The sequence below is a fragment of the Pseudomonas sp. TH39(2020) genome, assembly GCF_016650715.1.
GTDB classification, from domain to species: domain Bacteria; phylum Pseudomonadota; class Gammaproteobacteria; order Pseudomonadales; family Pseudomonadaceae; genus Aquipseudomonas; species Aquipseudomonas mandelii_C.
This window is the reverse complement of the sequence record NZ_JAEKFF010000006.1, coordinates 1,708,760-1,725,116: the sequence shown is the minus strand read 5'-3', so window position 1 is coordinate 1,725,116 and position 16,357 is coordinate 1,708,760. Positions and strand designations below refer to the sequence as shown.

The window sequence follows — 16,357 nt, the reverse complement described above, 5'->3', positions numbered from 1 at the left end:
GTGGGGCGCGTCAGCCCAGGAGATCGCGCAGGACTTGGGTGAACGCGCGATTACTTTCTTCTTCTGCGGCATGACGCCCGTCGCGCACAACCCACTGGCCATTGACCAGCACATCCCGCACCTGGCGATCGCCACCGGCAAACAACCAACGATTGAGAATCCCGTCGCCACTGGCTGTCGCCAGGTACGGATCATTGCCATCCAGCACCAGCCAATCTGCACGTTTGCCAACTTCCAACGCACCAATCGGCTGGCCCAGCGCCTGAGCCCCGCCATCCAGCGCCGCGTCGTATAGCGTACGGCCAACCATCGGCTGATCCGCGCCATACAAACGGTTACGGCGTTGGTCGCGCAGACGCTGGCCGTATTCCAACCAACGCAATTCCTCTACCACGCTCAATGACACATGGCTGTCGGAACCGATGCCCATGCGGCCGCCCTGAGCGAGGAAATCCACGGCCGGGAATATGCCGTCGCCCAGGTTCGCTTCGGTGGTCAGGCACAAGCCGGCGATGGCGCGGCTCTTGGCCATCAGCGTGACTTCTTCCGGGTTGGCGTGGGTTGCGTGAACCAGGCACCAGCGCTGATCGACTTCGGTGTTCTCGTACAGCCATTGCAGCGGACGACGACCGCTCCAGCTCAAGCAGTCATCGACTTCCTTCTGCTGCTCGGCGATGTGAATGTGCACCGGACACTGCTGGTCGCTGGCCGCCAGCACTTCGCTGATCTGCTGCGGTGTTACCGCGCGCAACGAGTGGAAACACAAACCCAGCGACTGCGCCGGTTGCTGCGTCAGGATCGGCTGCAAGCGCGACTGAAGCTTGAGGTAGTTTTCGGTGCTGTTGATAAAGCGACGCTGGCCTTCGTTCGGGGCCTGGCCGCCGAAACCGGAATGGCTGTAGAGCACCGGCAGCAGGGTCAGGCCGATCCCGGCGGAACTGGCGGCCTGGCTGATGCGTAGCGCCAGTTCCGCCGGGTCCGCGTAAGGCTGGCCGTTGGTGTCGTGGTGTACGTAATGAAATTCCGCAACCGAGGTGTAACCGGCCTTGAGCATTTCGATGTACAGCTGACGGGCGATGACGCCGAGTTGATCCGGGCTGATTTTTCCGACGAGGCGATACATCAAATCGCGCCAGGTCCAGAAACTGTCATTCGGATTACCCGCCACTTCCGCCAGCCCGGCCATGGCGCGCTGGAAGGCGTGGGAGTGTAAATTCGGCATTCCTGGCAGCAGCGGACCGCTAAGCCGTTCGGCGCCATCTGCGTTGGAATCGGCCTGGATATGGGTCAACACGCCATCGGCGCTGACCTCAAGACGTACATTGTTGGCCCATCCACTAGGCAGCAGCGCGCGTTCGGCAAAGAAGGCGGACATGGTTCAGCACCCCATCGTGTGTTATTTGTATATACATATACAGACGTTTGCCTGCTCGGTAAACTCCGGCAAGCTAGCAACCTCTAACAGACGATCAAGGATTAACCGTGCCGACTCCGCCTGCAGTCTCTCCGTTGGCCGCACACATGGGCGACAGTCCGGCGCCCTTGTACGCCCGCGTCAAACAGATGATCACCCAGCAAATCGACAGTGGAAACTGGCCGCCGCACTACCGCGTTCCGTCGGAAAGCGAGCTGGTCAATCAACTGGGTTTCAGCCGCATGACCATCAACCGCGCCCTGCGCGAGATGACCGCCGACGGTCTGCTGGTGCGCATGCAAGGTGTCGGCACGTTCGTCGCCGAGCCGAAAAGTCAGTCCGCGCTGTTTGAAGTCCACAACATCGCCGACGAAATCGCCTCCCGTGGCCATCGCCACACCTGCAAGGTCATCACCCTAGAGGAGGAGGCCGCCGGTTCCGAGCGCGCACTGGCCCTGGACATGCGTGAAGGCCAGAAAGTCTTTCACTCGCTGATCGTGCATTTCGAAAATGATATCCCGGTGCAAATCGAAGACCGTTTCGTCAACGCACTGGTGGCGCCGGACTACCTCAAGCAGGACTTCACCGTGCAAACGCCATACGCCTATCTGAACCAGGTCGCGCCGCTGACCGAAGGCGAACACGTGGTCGAGGCGATTCTGGCCGAGGCCAGCGAATGCAAGTTGCTGCAGATTGAAAAGGGCGAGCCGTGCCTGCTGATTCGTCGCCGCACCTGGTCCGGTCGTCAGCCAGTGACCGCCGCCCGTTTGATCCACCCCGGTTCCCGTCATCGTCTGGAAGGACGCTTTCATAAATGAATGAGTTGAAGGTTTTACGCGCCGTTGATTACCCGCGCATGCCATGGAAAAACGGCGGCGGCAGCACCGAAGAAATCACCCGCGATGCGGGCACCGGTCTTGAGGGTTTCGGCTGGCGCCTGTCGATTGCCGATATCGGCGAGTCGGGCGGCTTCTCGACATTCGCCGGCTATGAGCGAGTGATCACTGTGCTGCAAGGCGACGGCATGACCTTGCGGGTTGATGGTCAGGACACTCGGCCATTGTTACCGCTGGACCCGTTTGCTTTCAGCGGCGAGAGCCAGGTTTCCTGCACATTGCTCGGTGGGCCGATCCGCGACTTCAACCTGATTTATGCGCCGCAGCGTTATCGCGCGCGGTTGCAGTGGCTGGGCGGCGAGCAGCGGTTTTTCAGCTCGGCAGGCACCGTGCTCGTTTTTAGTGTCACCGACGAGCTTGAAGTGAAGGTCGGTAACAGTGCCTCACAACTCGGTCGCCATGATTGCCTGCAACTCGTCGGTAACACCAAGTTGCTGGAAGTCTCCACCAGTGGCGCCTGCTGTGTAATCGAGCTGACTGCACGCTGATCCAATATCACCACTGATCGTTCCCACGCTCCCGCGTGGGAATGCATCCTGTGACGCTCCGCGTCACCGTCGCAACAGCGGACGCGGAGCGTCCCCGGCGGCGTTACCACGCAGAGCGTGGGAACGATCATCTGATTCGAAACTGCGCACCACTTTGTTACCGAACGCCCCAGCGTGGCGCAAAACCCCGATCAGGTAACAGCTGCAACCCTCTTCGCAAAATCCCCCCGAAAAAATTTCATCTTTGCCAAAACCCTTGATCCAGGCGCCTTCCAGCCCTTTCAAAACTTTTATTGAACACTCATCCAGCAAGTTGGCCGCTTGATTGCATATGCTTGTATGTACAAGTAAAGACGTATGCGTATGAGTCGATCGAGACTCCTCGCAACGTCCACTGATTCGCTTGTGTCGCTTTGACGCACACAGGCTGGCTTACCCACCGCCAGGGTTGGTTTGGATTGATCGCTGAGGAGTCTTTTTCGTGACTGACAATACCCAGAAACCTACTAAGTTTCGTGACGTTGAAATTCGTGCCGCTCGCGGTAACAAGCTGACCGCCAAGAGCTGGCTGACTGAAGCGCCGCTGCGCATGTTGATGAACAACCTCGACCCGGAAGTCGCCGAGAACCCTAAAGAACTGGTGGTTTACGGTGGTATCGGTCGTGCGGCGCGTAACTGGGAATGCTACGACAAGATCGTCGAAAGCCTGACCAACCTGAACGACGACGAGACCCTGCTGGTGCAATCCGGCAAGCCGGTCGGCGTGTTCAAGACCCACAGCAATGCCCCGCGCGTACTGATCGCCAACTCCAACCTGGTGCCACACTGGGCGAGCTGGGAACACTTCAACGAACTCGACGCCAAAGGCCTGGCCATGTACGGCCAGATGACCGCCGGTAGCTGGATCTACATCGGCAGCCAGGGCATCGTTCAAGGCACCTACGAAACGTTCGTCGAAGCCGGTCGCCAGCACTACAACGATGACCTGACAGGTCGTTGGGTCCTGACCGCAGGCCTCGGCGGCATGGGCGGCGCTCAACCTCTGGCCGCGACCCTGGCCGGTGCTTGCTCGCTGAACATCGAATGCCAACAAGTCAGCATCGATTTCCGTTTGAACAGCCGTTACGTCGATGAGCAAGCCACCGACCTCGACGACGCGCTGGCCCGCATCGCCAAATACACCAAGGAAGGCAAAGCGATTTCCATCGCCCTGCTGGGTAACGCGGCGGAAATCCTGCCGGAACTGGTCAAGCGCGGCGTGCGCCCGGACATGGTCACCGACCAGACCAGCGCCCACGACCCGCTCAACGGTTACCTGCCAGCCGGCTGGACCTGGGAAGAGTACCGCGCTCGCGCCAAGACCGAGCCAGCCGCTGTCGTCAAAGCCGCCAAGCAATCCATGGCCGTGCACGTTAAAGCGATGCTCGAATTCCAGAAAATGGGTATTCCGACCTTCGACTACGGCAACAACATCCGTCAGATGGCCCAGGAAGAAGGCGTGGAAAACGCATTCGACTTCCCAGGCTTCGTACCGGCTTACATCCGTCCGCTGTTCTGCCGCGGCATCGGCCCGTTCCGTTGGGCTGCACTGTCGGGTGATCCGCAAGACATCTACAAAACCGACGCCAAAGTAAAAGAACTGATCCCGGACGACGCGCACCTGCACAACTGGCTGGACATGGCGCGCGAGCGCATCAGCTTCCAGGGTCTGCCGGCACGTATCTGCTGGGTTGGCCTGGGCCTGCGCGCCAAGCTCGGTCTGGCGTTCAACGAAATGGTGCGCAGCGGTGAATTGTCCGCGCCAATCGTGATCGGTCGTGACCATCTGGACTCCGGTTCGGTAGCCAGCCCGAACCGCGAAACCGAGTCGATGCAGGACGGTTCCGATGCCGTATCCGACTGGCCACTGCTCAACGCTCTGCTCAATACCGCGAGCGGCGCGACCTGGGTTTCCCTGCACCACGGCGGCGGCGTCGGCATGGGCTTCTCCCAGCACTCGGGCATGGTGATTGTCTGCGACGGTACTGACGAAGCGGCCGAGCGTATCGCTCGCGTCCTGCACAACGACCCGGCTACCGGCGTCATGCGTCACGCCGATGCGGGTTACCAGATCGCGATCGATTGCGCCAAGGAGCAGGGTCTGAACCTGCCGATGATCACCGGCAAGTAACGCAGGCGCTTTTCATGTGGGAGCGAGCCTGCTCGCGAAAGCGGTGGGTCAACCAACTTCAGTGTTGGATGTGCTGACGCCTTCGCGAGCAGGCTCGCTCCCACAGGGGCCTAATCCAGGCAGTAATTCCCATAACAATCCACAGAGGTTGAATCATGGCTGTTAACAGCGATCGTGCAGGCAGTAAACCGTTGATCGAGAAACGTTCGATCGACTACATCCCGGAAGCGGAGAGACACGGTCGTCTGTTGAGCCAGTTCACCCTGTGGATGGGTGCCAACCTGCAAATCACCGCGATTGTCACCGGGGCCCTGGCCGTGGTGCTGGGCGGTGACGTGTTCTGGTCGTTGATCGGTCTGTTGATCGGTCAACTGCTCGGCGGTGGCGTAATGGCGCTGCATGCGGCGCAAGGGCCCAAGCTTGGCCTGCCGCAGATGATTTCCAGCCGGGTACAGTTCGGCGTGTATGGCGCGGCCATCCCGATCGTGCTGGTCTGTCTGATGTACCTCGGTTTCACCGCGACGGGCACTGTGCTTTCCGGCCAGGCGCTGGGCCAGTTGTTTGGCGTCAGCGACAGCGTCGGTATCCTCATCTTCGCCAGTGTCATCGTGCTGGTCACGGTGCTCGGTTATCGGGTGATTCATTTCATCGGCCGTGTCGCCAGCGTCATTGGCGTGATTGCCTTTGTTTACCTGTTCAGTCGGCTGATGAGCCAGACTGACGTTGGCGCACTCCTGCAAATCCGCCACTTCAGCTGGACCAGCTTCCTGCTCGCGGTGTCGCTCGCGGCATCCTGGCAGATCGCCTTCGGCCCCTACGTGGCTGACTATTCACGCTACCTGCCGAGCAAGACTTCCTCGGTGAAAACCTTTTTCGCCGCAGGCGCGGGTTCGGTCATTGGCGCACAGGTGGCGATGATCCTCGGCGTGCTTGCCGCCGCCTCGGCCAACGGGCAGTTCGCCGGCCACGAAGTGGCCTACATCGTGGGTCTGGGCGGTACCGGTGCCACCGCTGCGCTGCTGTACTTCAGCATCGCGTTCGGTAAGGTCACCATCTCCACGCTGAACTCCTACGGCAGCTTCATGTGCATTGCGACCGTCATCAGCGGTTTCCGTGGTGACCTGCGGGTTACGCGCTTGCAGCGTCTGGTCTTCGTGCTGGTCATCGTCGGCACTGCGACCCTGATCGCGTTGCTCGGTCAGCACTCGTTCCTCGGTGCGTTCAAGTCCTTCATCCTGTTTTTGCTGGCTTTTTTCACGCCATGGAGCGCGATCAACCTGGTGGACTACTACTGCATCACTCGCGAGCGCTATGACGTGCCGGCGCTGGCCGATCCGAACGGTCGCTACGGCCGTTGGAACCCTCTCGGTATCAGCGTTTATGTCTTCGGTGTGCTGGTGCAACTGCCGTTCATCTCTACCAAGTTCTATACCGGTCCGCTGGTGGACGCTCTGGGTGGTGTGGATATTTCCTGGATCATCGGTCTGGTGCTTCCCGCAGCCCTGTATTACGTGTGCGCGAAAAAATGGCACAGCGCAGTACCCGATCACCTGATCCTGCCGGTCGAGCAGGACAGCGTTGTACAACCTAAAAATAGCGGGGCTGGTCGCGCTGCGGCGCAGGCCTGATTGGACGTGGACAGGGCTGGATGCCTCTTGACTGCCGTAAGCCAACTCATGATTAGGAGCGTCACTACAATGAAATCGAACAAGACCCTGCTGACCACATTGCTTTCCATGGGCCTGCTGGCCAGTGCCGGCGCCACTCAGGCGGCTGGTTGGTGCGAGTCGGGTAAACCGGTGAAATTTGCCGGCCTGAACTGGGAAAGCGCCATGCTGCTGACCGACGTGCTGCAAGTCGTGTTGGAGAAAGGCTACGACTGCAAGACCGACAGCCTGCCGGGCAACTCCATCACCATGGAAAACGCCCTGAGCAGCAACGATATTCAAATCTTCGCCGAAGAGTGGGTTGGTCGTAGCGAAGTCTGGAACAAGGCCGAGAAGGCCGGCAAGGTTGTCGGTGTTGGCGCGCCTGTCGTGGGTGCTGTCGAAGGTTGGTACGTGCCGCGTTACGTGATCGAAGGCGACGCCAAGCGCAAGCTGGAGCCTAAAGCGCCGGACCTGAAAGCGATCGCCGATTTGGGTAAATACGCTGCAGTGTTCAAGGACGCCGAAGAACCAGCCAAGGGCCGTTTCTACAACTGCCCGGCCGGCTGGACCTGTGAACTCGACAACAGTGAAATGCTGAAAAGCTACGGCCTGGAAAGCACCTACACCAACTTCCGTCCGGGTACCGGCCCGGCGCTGGATGCCGCGGTGCTGTCGAGCTACAAGCGTGGCGAGCCGATCCTGTTCTACTACTGGTCGCCAACTCCGCTGATGGGCCAGGTCGATCTGGTCAAACTCGATGAGAAACCAGGCGTGAACAAGCAAGTGACCATCAAGGTCGGCCTGTCCAAGACCTTCCACGAGCAAGCCCCGGAACTGGTGGCTGTGCTGGAAAAGGTCAACCTGCCAATCGACCTGCTCAACCAGAACCTCGGGCGCATGGCCAAAGAGCGGATCGAGTCACCAAAACTGGCGAAAATCTTCCTCAAGGAACATCCTGAAGTCTGGCACGCGTGGGTGAGCGAAGACGCAGCCAAAAAGATCGACGCGGCCTTGTAGGTTGAGCCTCTCCGTCTGCCCTGAGCGGCAGTCGGATGCTTGATCGCAACCCCTTGATTGAGAGTCTCTTATGTTTCCCGAAAGCTTTACTTTTTCCATCGCCGACTGGGTCAACAGTTGGGTCGATTCGCTGGTCACCAACTACGGCGACGTGTTCCGGCACATCTCCGACACTCTGTTGTGGGCCATCGTCAATCTTGAAGGGCTGCTGCGTGCGGCGCCCTGGTGGCTGATGCTGGCGATCGTGGCGGGCGTTGCCTGGCACGCGACCCGCAAAGTCGTGACCACCGCCGTGATCGTAGGCTTGTTGTTCCTGGTGGGTGCGGTCGGCCTCTGGGACAAGCTGATGCAGACCCTGGCGCTGATGATGGTGGCGACCATCATTTCGGTGATGATCGGCATTCCGCTGGGCATTCTTTCGGCGCGCAGCAATCGCCTGCGTTCGATATTGATGCCGCTGCTGGACATCATGCAGACCATGCCGAGTTTCGTGTACCTGATCCCGGTGCTGATGCTGTTCGGCCTGGGCAAGGTCCCGGCGATTTTCGCCACCGTGATCTACGCCGCACCACCGCTGATCCGCCTGACTGATCTGGGTATTCGCCAGGTCGACGGCGAAGTGATGGAAGCGATCAACGCCTTCGGTGCCAACCGCTGGCAGCAACTGTTTGGCGTGCAACTGCCGCTGGCCCTGCCGAGCATCATGGCCGGGATTAACCAGACCACCATGATGGCCCTGTCGATGGTCGTGATTGCCTCGATGATCGGTGCCCGTGGCTTGGGTGAAGACGTGTTGGTGGGGATTCAGACCCTCAACGTTGGACGTGGTCTTGAGGCGGGTCTGGCGATCGTGATTCTGGCAGTGGTTATCGACCGTATTACTCAGGCGTATGGTCGGGCACGGCATGAGGTGAGCAAATGAACAACGAAGCCATCAGCAAGATCGAAGTCAAAAACGTCTTCAAGATTTTCGGCAACCGTTCCAAGGATGCGCTGGCCATGATCGGCCAGGGCAAAACCAAAGATCAGGTACTGTCCGAAACCGGCTGTGTGGTCGGCGTGAACGACTTGTCTCTGAGCATCGGCACCGGCGAGATCTTCGTGATCATGGGCCTGTCAGGTTCCGGCAAATCGACCCTGGTGCGCCACTTCAACCGCCTGATCGACCCGACCAGCGGCGCGATCCTGGTGGACGGCGTGGACATCCTGCAATACGACATGGAAGCCCTGCGCGAATTTCGCCGGCACAAGATCAGCATGGTGTTCCAGAGCTTCGGCCTGTTGCCGCACAAGACCGTGGTGGATAACGTCGCTTACGGCCTGAAAGTGCGTGGCGAGACCAAGCAAATGTGCTCCGAGCGCGCGCTGCACTGGATCAACACCGTGGGCCTGAAGGGCTACGAAAACAAATACCCGCATCAGCTCTCGGGCGGCATGCGTCAGCGTGTGGGCCTGGCCCGCGCCTTGGCGGCGGACACCGACATCATCCTGATGGACGAAGCGTTCAGTGCCCTCGACCCGCTGATTCGCGCCGAGATGCAGGACCAGTTGCTGGAACTGCAAAAGACCCTGCACAAGACCATCGTCTTCATCACCCACGACCTCGACGAGGCCGTGCGCATCGGCAACCGCATTGCGATCCTCAAGGATGGCCGCCTGATTCAGGTCGGCACGCCGAGAGAGATTCTGCATTCGCCGGCGGATGAGTATGTCGACCGGTTCGTCCAGCGTCGGGCGGCGGTGGTTTAAAGGTTTGCGGTGGTTGTGCCGGCCTCTTCGCGAGCAGGCTCGCTCCCACAATTGGAATGCGTACCCTGTGGGAGCGAGCCTGCTCGCGATAGCGTCGGCAAAGCTGCATCAATATTCAAGTTGTACGCACGAGGTTGAAGATGTCCCAGGCTGAAAAAATCGTTATCGCCGACGCCCCGTTGCGTTGGCAGGATGTGGTGGCCGTCGCTCGCCATGGAGCACAGCTTGAGCTGTCACCACAGGTCTGGGCGCGGATCGACAATGCCCAGGCCATCGTCCAGCGCATCGTCGTCAGCGGCGAGCGCGCCTATGGCGTCAACACCGGCCTCGGCGCGCTGTGCAATGTCTCGCTCAAAGACGAACAGCTCAGCCAACTGTCGCGCAACACCTTGCTTAGTCACGCCTGTGGCGTCGGCGCACCTTTGGCCGACGAACAGACCCGCGCAATCATCTGCGCCGCCATTCGCAACTACAGCCACGGCAAATCCGGTATTCATCGCCGGGTGGTCGAAGCCCTGTTGGCGCTGCTCAATCGCGGCATCACCCCGCAAGTGCCGTCCCAGGGTTCGGTGGGTTACCTGACCCACATGGCCCACATCAGCATCGCGCTGCTGGGTGTCGGCAATGTCAGCTATCGCGGGCAGATCGTTTCCGCGCAGCAAGCCCTGGCCGAAGAAGGTCTGCAACCGGTTCAACTGGGCGCCAAAGATGGCCTGTGCCTGGTGAACGGCACGCCGTGCATGTCCGGCCTCAGCTGCCTGGCACTCGCCGACGCCACGCGTCTGGTGCAATGGGCTGACGTGATCGGGGCCATGAGCTTCGAGGCCCAGCGCGGTCAGATTGCCGCGTTCGATGCCGAGATCATCGCGCTCAAACCGCATCCAGGCATGCAGCAAGTCGGCATCAACCTGCGGGCGTTGCTTGATGGCAGCGAAGTGATTGCCAGCAGCAAAGGCATTCGTACTCAGGATGCATTGAGCATCCGCTCGATCCCGCAAGTTCATGGCGCCGCTCGCGATCAGCTTGAGCACGCGAAAAAGCAGATCGAAACCGAACTCAACTCGGTCACCGATAACCCGATGTTGTTGGGCACACCGGACAACTTCCGCGTGATGTCCCAAGCTAACCCGCACGGTCAATCGGTCGCGCTGGCCGCTGACTTGTTGGCCATCGCCATGGCTGAAATCGGCTCTATCGCCGAACGTCGTCTGGACCGCTTGATCAACCCGCATGTCAGCGGTTTGCCGGCATTCCTGGTGGCCAATCCGGGGGTGAACTCCGGAATGATGATCGTCCAGTACGTCGCCGCTTCGCTGTGTGCGGAAAACCGCCAGTTGGCGCAACCGGCGGTACTCGACAACTACGTCACCTCGGGCCTGCAGGAAGACCATCTGAGCATGGGCACCAACGCTGCGCTGAAGCTGCATCGTGCCCTGGAAAACTGCACCCAGATCCTCGCCATCGAGTACCTGCTGGCGTCTCAGGCGTTTGAGTTCTTGAAAGAGCAACGCTTCGGCGCCGGCACCGATGCCGCCTGGCGTCTGCTGCGCGAGCGAGTTCCGGCCTACGACCAGGACCGCTGGCTGGCACCGGACATCGCCAGTGCCGCCGCCGTTTTGAAAGACCCGATTTTGCTGCACAACGCGTTACCGAACCTGAACTGATTTCCACCACACCAGCGTGCCAAGGCGCGGCTCCCCAGAAGGCGAGACGCGACGGACAACGGACATCTCCGGAGCGTCTGGTGAGTTAATAAAAGACTCTCAAAAGGAGAATGAAATGACTGCGTTAAACCTTATTCCCGGCCAACTGAGCCTTGCCCAACTGCGTGATGTGTATCAGCAGCCGGTCAAAATCACCCTCGACAACAGTGCCTCGGCCCAGATTGAAGCCAGCGTTGCCTGCGTGGAACAGATCCTCGCCGAGAACCGTACCGCTTATGGCATTAATACCGGTTTCGGCCTGCTGGCTTCGACCCGTATCGCCAGCGAAGACCTGGAAAACCTGCAGCGCTCGCTGGTGCTGTCCCACGCCGCCGGTGTTGGCGAGCCGATCAGCGATGCGCTGGTTCGACTGGTCATGGTGCTCAAGGTCAACAGCCTGAGCCGTGGTTTCTCCGGCATTCGTCGCGTAGTGATCGACGCGCTGATCGCGCTGATCAACGCCGAGGTTTACCCGCACATTCCATTGAAAGGTTCGGTCGGTGCCTCCGGTGACTTGGCGCCTCTGGCCCACATGTCCCTGGTGTTGCTGGGCGAAGGCAAGGCTCGCTACAAAGGCGAATGGATGGAAGCGACCGAAGCGCTGAAAATCGCCGGTCTGACGCCGTTGACCCTGGCCGCGAAAGAAGGTCTGGCGCTGCTCAACGGCACTCAGGTGTCTACCGCTTATGCGTTGCGCGGTTTGTTCGAAGGCGAAGACCTGTTTGCTGGCGCCCTGGCCATTGGTGGTATGACGGTTGAAGCCGTGCTGGGCTCACGCTCGCCGTTCGACGCGCGCATCCACGCCGCTCGTGGCCAGAAAGGCCAGATCGACGCCGCTGCCGCTTACCGCGATCTGCTGGGCGAGCGTAGCGAAGTGTCCGACTCGCACCAGAACTGCGAAAAGGTCCAGGACCCGTACTCCCTGCGCTGCCAGCCGCAAGTCATGGGCGCCTGCCTGACCCAGTTCCGTCAGGCTGCCGAAGTGCTTGCCATCGAAGCCAACGCCGTTTCGGACAACCCGCTGGTATTCGCCGCTGAAGGCGACGTGATTTCCGGCGGTAACTTCCACGCCGAACCGGTCGCCATGGCCGCCGACAACATGGCCTTGGCCATCGCTGAAATCGGTTCCCTGAGCGAACGTCGTATCTCGCTGATGATGGACAAGCACATGTCGCAACTGCCGCCGTTCCTGGTGGCCAATGGCGGTGTGAACTCCGGCTTCATGATCGCCCAGGTGACTGCTGCGGCACTGGCCAGCGAGAACAAGGCGTTGTCCCATCCGCACTCGGTGGACAGCCTGCCGACTTCCGCGAACCAGGAAGACCACGTTTCCATGGCGCCGGCTGCCGGCAAGCGTCTGTGGGAAATGGCCGAAAACACCCGGGGTGTTCTGGCGGTTGAATGGTTGGCTGCGGTCCAGGGGCTGGATCTGCGCGACGGTCTGAAAACCTCGCCAAAACTGGAAGAAGCTCGCGGGATTCTGCGTGCCGAAGTGCCTTTCTATGAGAAGGATCGCTTTTTCGCCCCGGATATCAATGCCGCTAGCGAGTTGTTGGCCACGCGTTGCCTGAACGCGCTGGTACCGGCGAAGTTGCTGCCTAGCCTGTAATGGCCTCTTCGCGAGCAGGCTCGCTCCCACATTGGAATACATACCCCTGTGGGAGCGAGCCTGCTCGCGATTCGATTTAGCGTCGAATAAGAATAATTAAGGACGAGCAATGCAACAGCCAGCAAAAGGTTTGAAACGCGGGCTCTCTGCCCGACATATTCGCTTCATGGCACTGGGGTCGGCGATCGGCACCGGGCTGTTTTACGGTTCTGCCTCGGCCATTCAGATGGCTGGTCCTGCGGTCCTGCTCGCTTACCTGATCGGTGGCGCGGCGGTGTTCATGGTCATGCGCGCCCTCGGCGAGATGGCGGTGCACAACCCGGTGGCCGGCTCATTCGGTCAATACGCCAGTACCTACCTGGGGCCGATGGCGGGCTTCATCCTCGGTTGGACCTACGCGTTTGAAATGGTCATCGTCGGCATGGCCGACGTCACCGCATTCGGTATTTACATGGGCTTCTGGTTTCCTGAAGTCGCCCGCTGGATCTGGGTGCTGGGCATCGTTTCGGTGGTCGGCGGCTTGAACCTGTGCAACGTCAAAGTCTTCGGTGAAATGGAATTCTGGCTGTCGCTGCTCAAGGTCTCAGCCATCGTCGCGATGATCCTCGGTGGCTTCGGCATCATGCTGTTCGGCATCAGCACCGCGCCTGGCGCCCAGGCGACCGACATCAGCAATCTCTGGAGCCATGGCGGCTTCATGCCCAATGGCGTGGGCGGCCTGATCGCTTCGTTTGCAGTGGTGATGTTTGCGTTTGGCGGCATTGAAATCATCGGCGTAACGGCCGGCGAAGCCAAAGACCCACAGCACGTGCTGCCCAGGGCAATCAATGCCGTACCGTTGCGTATCCTGTTGTTCTACGTGCTGACGATGTTCGTACTGATGTCGATTTTTCCATGGCAGCAGATCGGCAGCCAAGGCAGTCCATTCGTGCAGATCTTCGACAACCTGGGGATCAGCTCGGCGGCGACCATTCTCAATATCGTGGTGATCTCGGCGGCGGTGTCGGCGATCAACAGTGACATCTTCGGCGCTGGCCGCATGATGTACGGTTTGGCCCAGCAAGGGCATGCGCCCAAGGGCTTCGCGAGTTTGTCGCGCAATGGTGTGCCATGGATGACGGTAGTGGTGATGAGTGCCGCGCTGCTGCTGGGCGTGCTGCTGAACTACCTGATTCCGGAAAACGTATTTCTGTTGATCGCGTCCATCGCAACCTTCGCCACTGTATGGGTCTGGTTGATGATTCTGTTCACCCAAGTGGCCATGCGTCGCTCCATGAGTGCCGAGCAGGTCGCCCAACTGAAGTTCCCGGTACCGTTCTGGCCTTATGCGCCGATGGCGGCGATCGCCTTCATGCTGTTCATCTTTGGCGTGCTGGGCTATTTCCCGGACACCCAGGCGGCTCTGATCGTCGGCGTGGTCTGGATTGTATTGCTGGTGCTGGCCTACCTGACGTGGGTGAAACCGGCGGCAGGGAAGGCAGTACCGGTGGAGCGGGAACCTTCTTTTTCTCATCGATAACCTAACGGAGGCCACGGATGAAAACTCTCTGGCAACACTGCCACGTCGCAACCATGGCGCAAGGCGCCTACTCGATCATCGAGGATGCGGCCATCGTGACGTCAGGAGCGCACATTGAGTGGATCGGCCCACGCGCTGAACTGCCGTCGGGCGAGTACCCGGCAGTCAATGATCTTAAAGGGGCCTGGGTGACGCCGGGCCTGATCGACTGCCACACCCACACGGTGTTCGGCGGTAACCGCAGCGGTGAATTCGAACAGCGTCTGCAAGGCATCAGCTATGCAGAAATCGCAGCGGCCGGTGGTGGCATCGCCAGCACCGTGCGCGCCACTCGCGCGGCCACTGAAGATGAACTGTTTGCCAGCGCCGCCAAGCGTCTGAAGAGCCTGATGCGCGACGGTGTGACCACGGTCGAAATGAAATCCGGCTACGGCCTGGACCTGGCCAGCGAACGCAAGATCCTGCGGGTCATCCGCCGTCTCGGCGCCGAACTGCCGGTCAGCGTGCGCAGCACCTGCCTGGCCGCTCACGCCTTGCCGCCGGAATACGCGGACCGTGCCGACGACTACATCGATCACATCTGCGCCGAGATGCTCCCGGCCCTGGCCGCCGAAGGGCTGGTGGATGCGGTGGACGCGTTCTGTGAATACCTGGCGTTTTCGCCGGCGCAGGTCGAGCGGGTGTTCATCACCGCGCAGCAGCTCGGTTTGCCGGTGAAGCTGCACGCCGAACAGTTGTCGTCGTTGCATGGTTCGAGTCTGGCCGCGCGTTACCACGCACTGTCGGCCGATCACCTGGAATTCATGACCGAAGACGACGCCATCGCCATGGCCAAGTCCGGTACCGTCGCGGTGTTGCTGCCCGGCGCGTTCTACTTTCTGCGGGAAACCCAATTGCCGCCGATGGAGGCTCTGCGCAAACACGGCGTGAAAATCGCCATCGCCACCGACCTCAACCCAGGCACCTCACCGGCGCTGTCGTTGCGTTTGATGTTGAACATGGCGTGCACCTGTTTCCGCATGACCCCGGAAGAAGCTTTGGCTGGTGCAACGATTCATGCCGCCACAGCGCTGGGCATGGCCGAAACTCATGGCTCGCTGGAAGTCGGCAAGGTCGCGGATTTCGTCGCCTGGCAAATCGATCGTCCCGCCGACCTGTCGTACTGGCTGGGCGGTGACCTGGAAAAACGCGTCGTGCGTCACGGCGTCGAAACAAGCGTTTAGGAGAGCAGTTGTGGATAAGGTTCTGAACTTTAAACAAGGCCGCGTACCGCTGCTGATCAGCATGCCCCACGCCGGCCTGCGCCTGACCCCTGCGGTTGAAGCCGGGTTGATCGCCGACGCGAAAAGCCTGCCCGACACTGACTGGCATATCCCGCAGCTTTACGAATTTGCTGCCGAGCTGGGTGCCAGTACCTTGGCCGCCGAGTACTCGCGTTTTGTCATCGACCTGAATCGACCGTCTGACGACAGGCCTTTGTACGTCGGCGCGACCACCGGCCTGTACCCGGCGACGCTGTTCGACGGCATTCCGCTGTTCCGCGAAGGGCATGAGCCATCGGCCGCAGAACGCGCGACTTACCTGGAGCAAGTCTGGACGCCGTATCACAGCACGTTGCAGAACGAGCTGGCGCGCCTGAAGGCCGAGTTCGGCTACGCGCTGCTGTTCGATGCGCACTCGATCCGCTCGATCATCCCGCACCTGTTCGACGGCAAGCTGCCGGACTTCAACCTCGGCACCTTCAACGGCGCCAGTTGCGATCCTCAACTGGCCAATGAACTGGAGGCGATCTGCGCGAAGCACACCGATTACAGCCATGTGCTGAACGGTCGCTTCAAGGGCGGCCACATCACCCGGCATTACGGCAACCCGGCCGAGAACATCCATGCCGTGCAACTGGAGTTGGGCCAGTGCACGTACATGGAAGAGTTCGAGCCGTTCCGTTATCGCCCGGATCTGGCGGCGCCGACTCAGGTGGTGCTCAAGGAATTGTTGCAAGGCCTGCTCGCTTGGGGCGAGAAACACTACAACCGCTGACCCCTGACGCATACCCTGTGGGAGCGAGCCTGCTCGCGAAAGCGGTGGGTCAGTCAACATTGATGTCGGCTGGCACGCCCTCTTCGCGAGCAGGCTCGCTCCTACA

General features: G+C 60.3%; 13 protein-coding genes. 12 read left to right on the top strand and 1 reads right to left on the bottom strand.

The window, feature by feature from the left end; translation table 11 throughout:
- Positions 1-10: 10 nt before the first annotated feature.
- The gene (locus JFU47_RS15630; protein WP_201184070.1) at positions 11-1,375 is read right to left on the bottom strand and encodes a formimidoylglutamate deiminase; all 1,365 of its coding nucleotides are present in this window, start codon (positions 1,373-1,375) and stop codon (positions 11-13) included.
- 146 nt (positions 1,376-1,521) lie between these two features.
- Here JFU47_RS15630 and hutC point away from each other — a divergent pair, with 146 nt between their 5' ends.
- The 12 genes from hutC (at position 1,522) to hutG (ending at position 16,251) form a co-directional block, all read left to right on the top strand.
- A complete protein-coding gene (gene hutC, locus JFU47_RS15625) occupies positions 1,522-2,232 on the top strand; it encodes a histidine utilization repressor (protein WP_201185251.1) in 711 nt (236 codons plus the stop codon).
- Positions 2,229-2,798, top strand: coding sequence for a HutD/Ves family protein (locus tag JFU47_RS15620; RefSeq protein WP_201184067.1), 570 nt, complete (start codon positions 2,229-2,231; stop codon positions 2,796-2,798). Before hutC ends, JFU47_RS15620 begins: the two co-directional genes overlap by 4 nt.
- Positions 2,799-3,279: 481 nt before the next feature.
- Positions 3,280-4,968 carry a urocanate hydratase gene (gene hutU, locus JFU47_RS15615; RefSeq protein WP_201184064.1) on the top strand — a complete coding sequence of 563 codons (1,689 nt, stop codon included), beginning with the start codon at positions 3,280-3,282 and terminating at the stop codon, positions 4,966-4,968.
- Between the two features lie 155 nt (positions 4,969-5,123).
- Positions 5,124-6,596: a purine-cytosine permease family protein gene (locus JFU47_RS15610; protein WP_140680600.1), complete on the top strand. Its 1,473-nt coding sequence runs from the start codon at positions 5,124-5,126 to the stop codon at positions 6,594-6,596.
- A 69-nt stretch (positions 6,597-6,665) separates the two neighbouring features.
- Positions 6,666-7,634 (top strand): ABC transporter substrate-binding protein, encoded by a 969-nt coding sequence (locus tag JFU47_RS15605; protein ID WP_140680602.1) that lies wholly within the window; start codon positions 6,666-6,668, stop codon positions 7,632-7,634.
- A gap of 70 nt (positions 7,635-7,704) precedes the next feature.
- Entirely contained in the window at positions 7,705-8,556 is an 852-nt protein-coding gene (locus JFU47_RS15600) for an ABC transporter permease (RefSeq protein ID WP_111449402.1), read from the top strand.
- A complete protein-coding gene (locus JFU47_RS15595; protein WP_008149478.1) occupies positions 8,553-9,383 on the top strand; it encodes a quaternary amine ABC transporter ATP-binding protein in 831 nt (276 codons plus the stop codon). The genes JFU47_RS15600 and JFU47_RS15595 overlap by 4 nt, the downstream gene beginning before the upstream one ends.
- A gap of 140 nt (positions 9,384-9,523) precedes the next feature.
- Positions 9,524-11,047 carry a histidine ammonia-lyase gene (hutH, locus tag JFU47_RS15590; RefSeq protein WP_201184061.1) on the top strand — a complete coding sequence of 508 codons (1,524 nt, stop codon included), beginning with the start codon at positions 9,524-9,526 and terminating at the stop codon, positions 11,045-11,047.
- 115 nt (positions 11,048-11,162) lie between these two features.
- The gene (gene hutH / locus JFU47_RS15585; protein ID WP_201184058.1) at positions 11,163-12,695 is read left to right on the top strand and encodes a histidine ammonia-lyase; all 1,533 of its coding nucleotides are present in this window, start codon (positions 11,163-11,165) and stop codon (positions 12,693-12,695) included.
- A 109-nt stretch (positions 12,696-12,804) separates the two neighbouring features.
- Positions 12,805-14,214 carry an amino acid permease gene (locus JFU47_RS15580; RefSeq protein ID WP_201184053.1) on the top strand — a complete coding sequence of 470 codons (1,410 nt, stop codon included), beginning with the start codon at positions 12,805-12,807 and terminating at the stop codon, positions 14,212-14,214.
- Positions 14,215-14,231: 17 nt separating this feature from the next.
- On the top strand, positions 14,232-15,437 hold the full coding sequence (gene hutI, locus JFU47_RS15575) for an imidazolonepropionase (protein WP_201184048.1): 1,206 nt from the start codon (positions 14,232-14,234) through the stop codon (positions 15,435-15,437).
- 10 nt (positions 15,438-15,447) lie between these two features.
- Positions 15,448-16,251: an N-formylglutamate deformylase gene (gene hutG / locus JFU47_RS15570; protein ID WP_201184046.1), complete on the top strand. Its 804-nt coding sequence runs from the start codon at positions 15,448-15,450 to the stop codon at positions 16,249-16,251.
- The last annotated feature ends 106 nt before the right edge of the window (positions 16,252-16,357 follow it).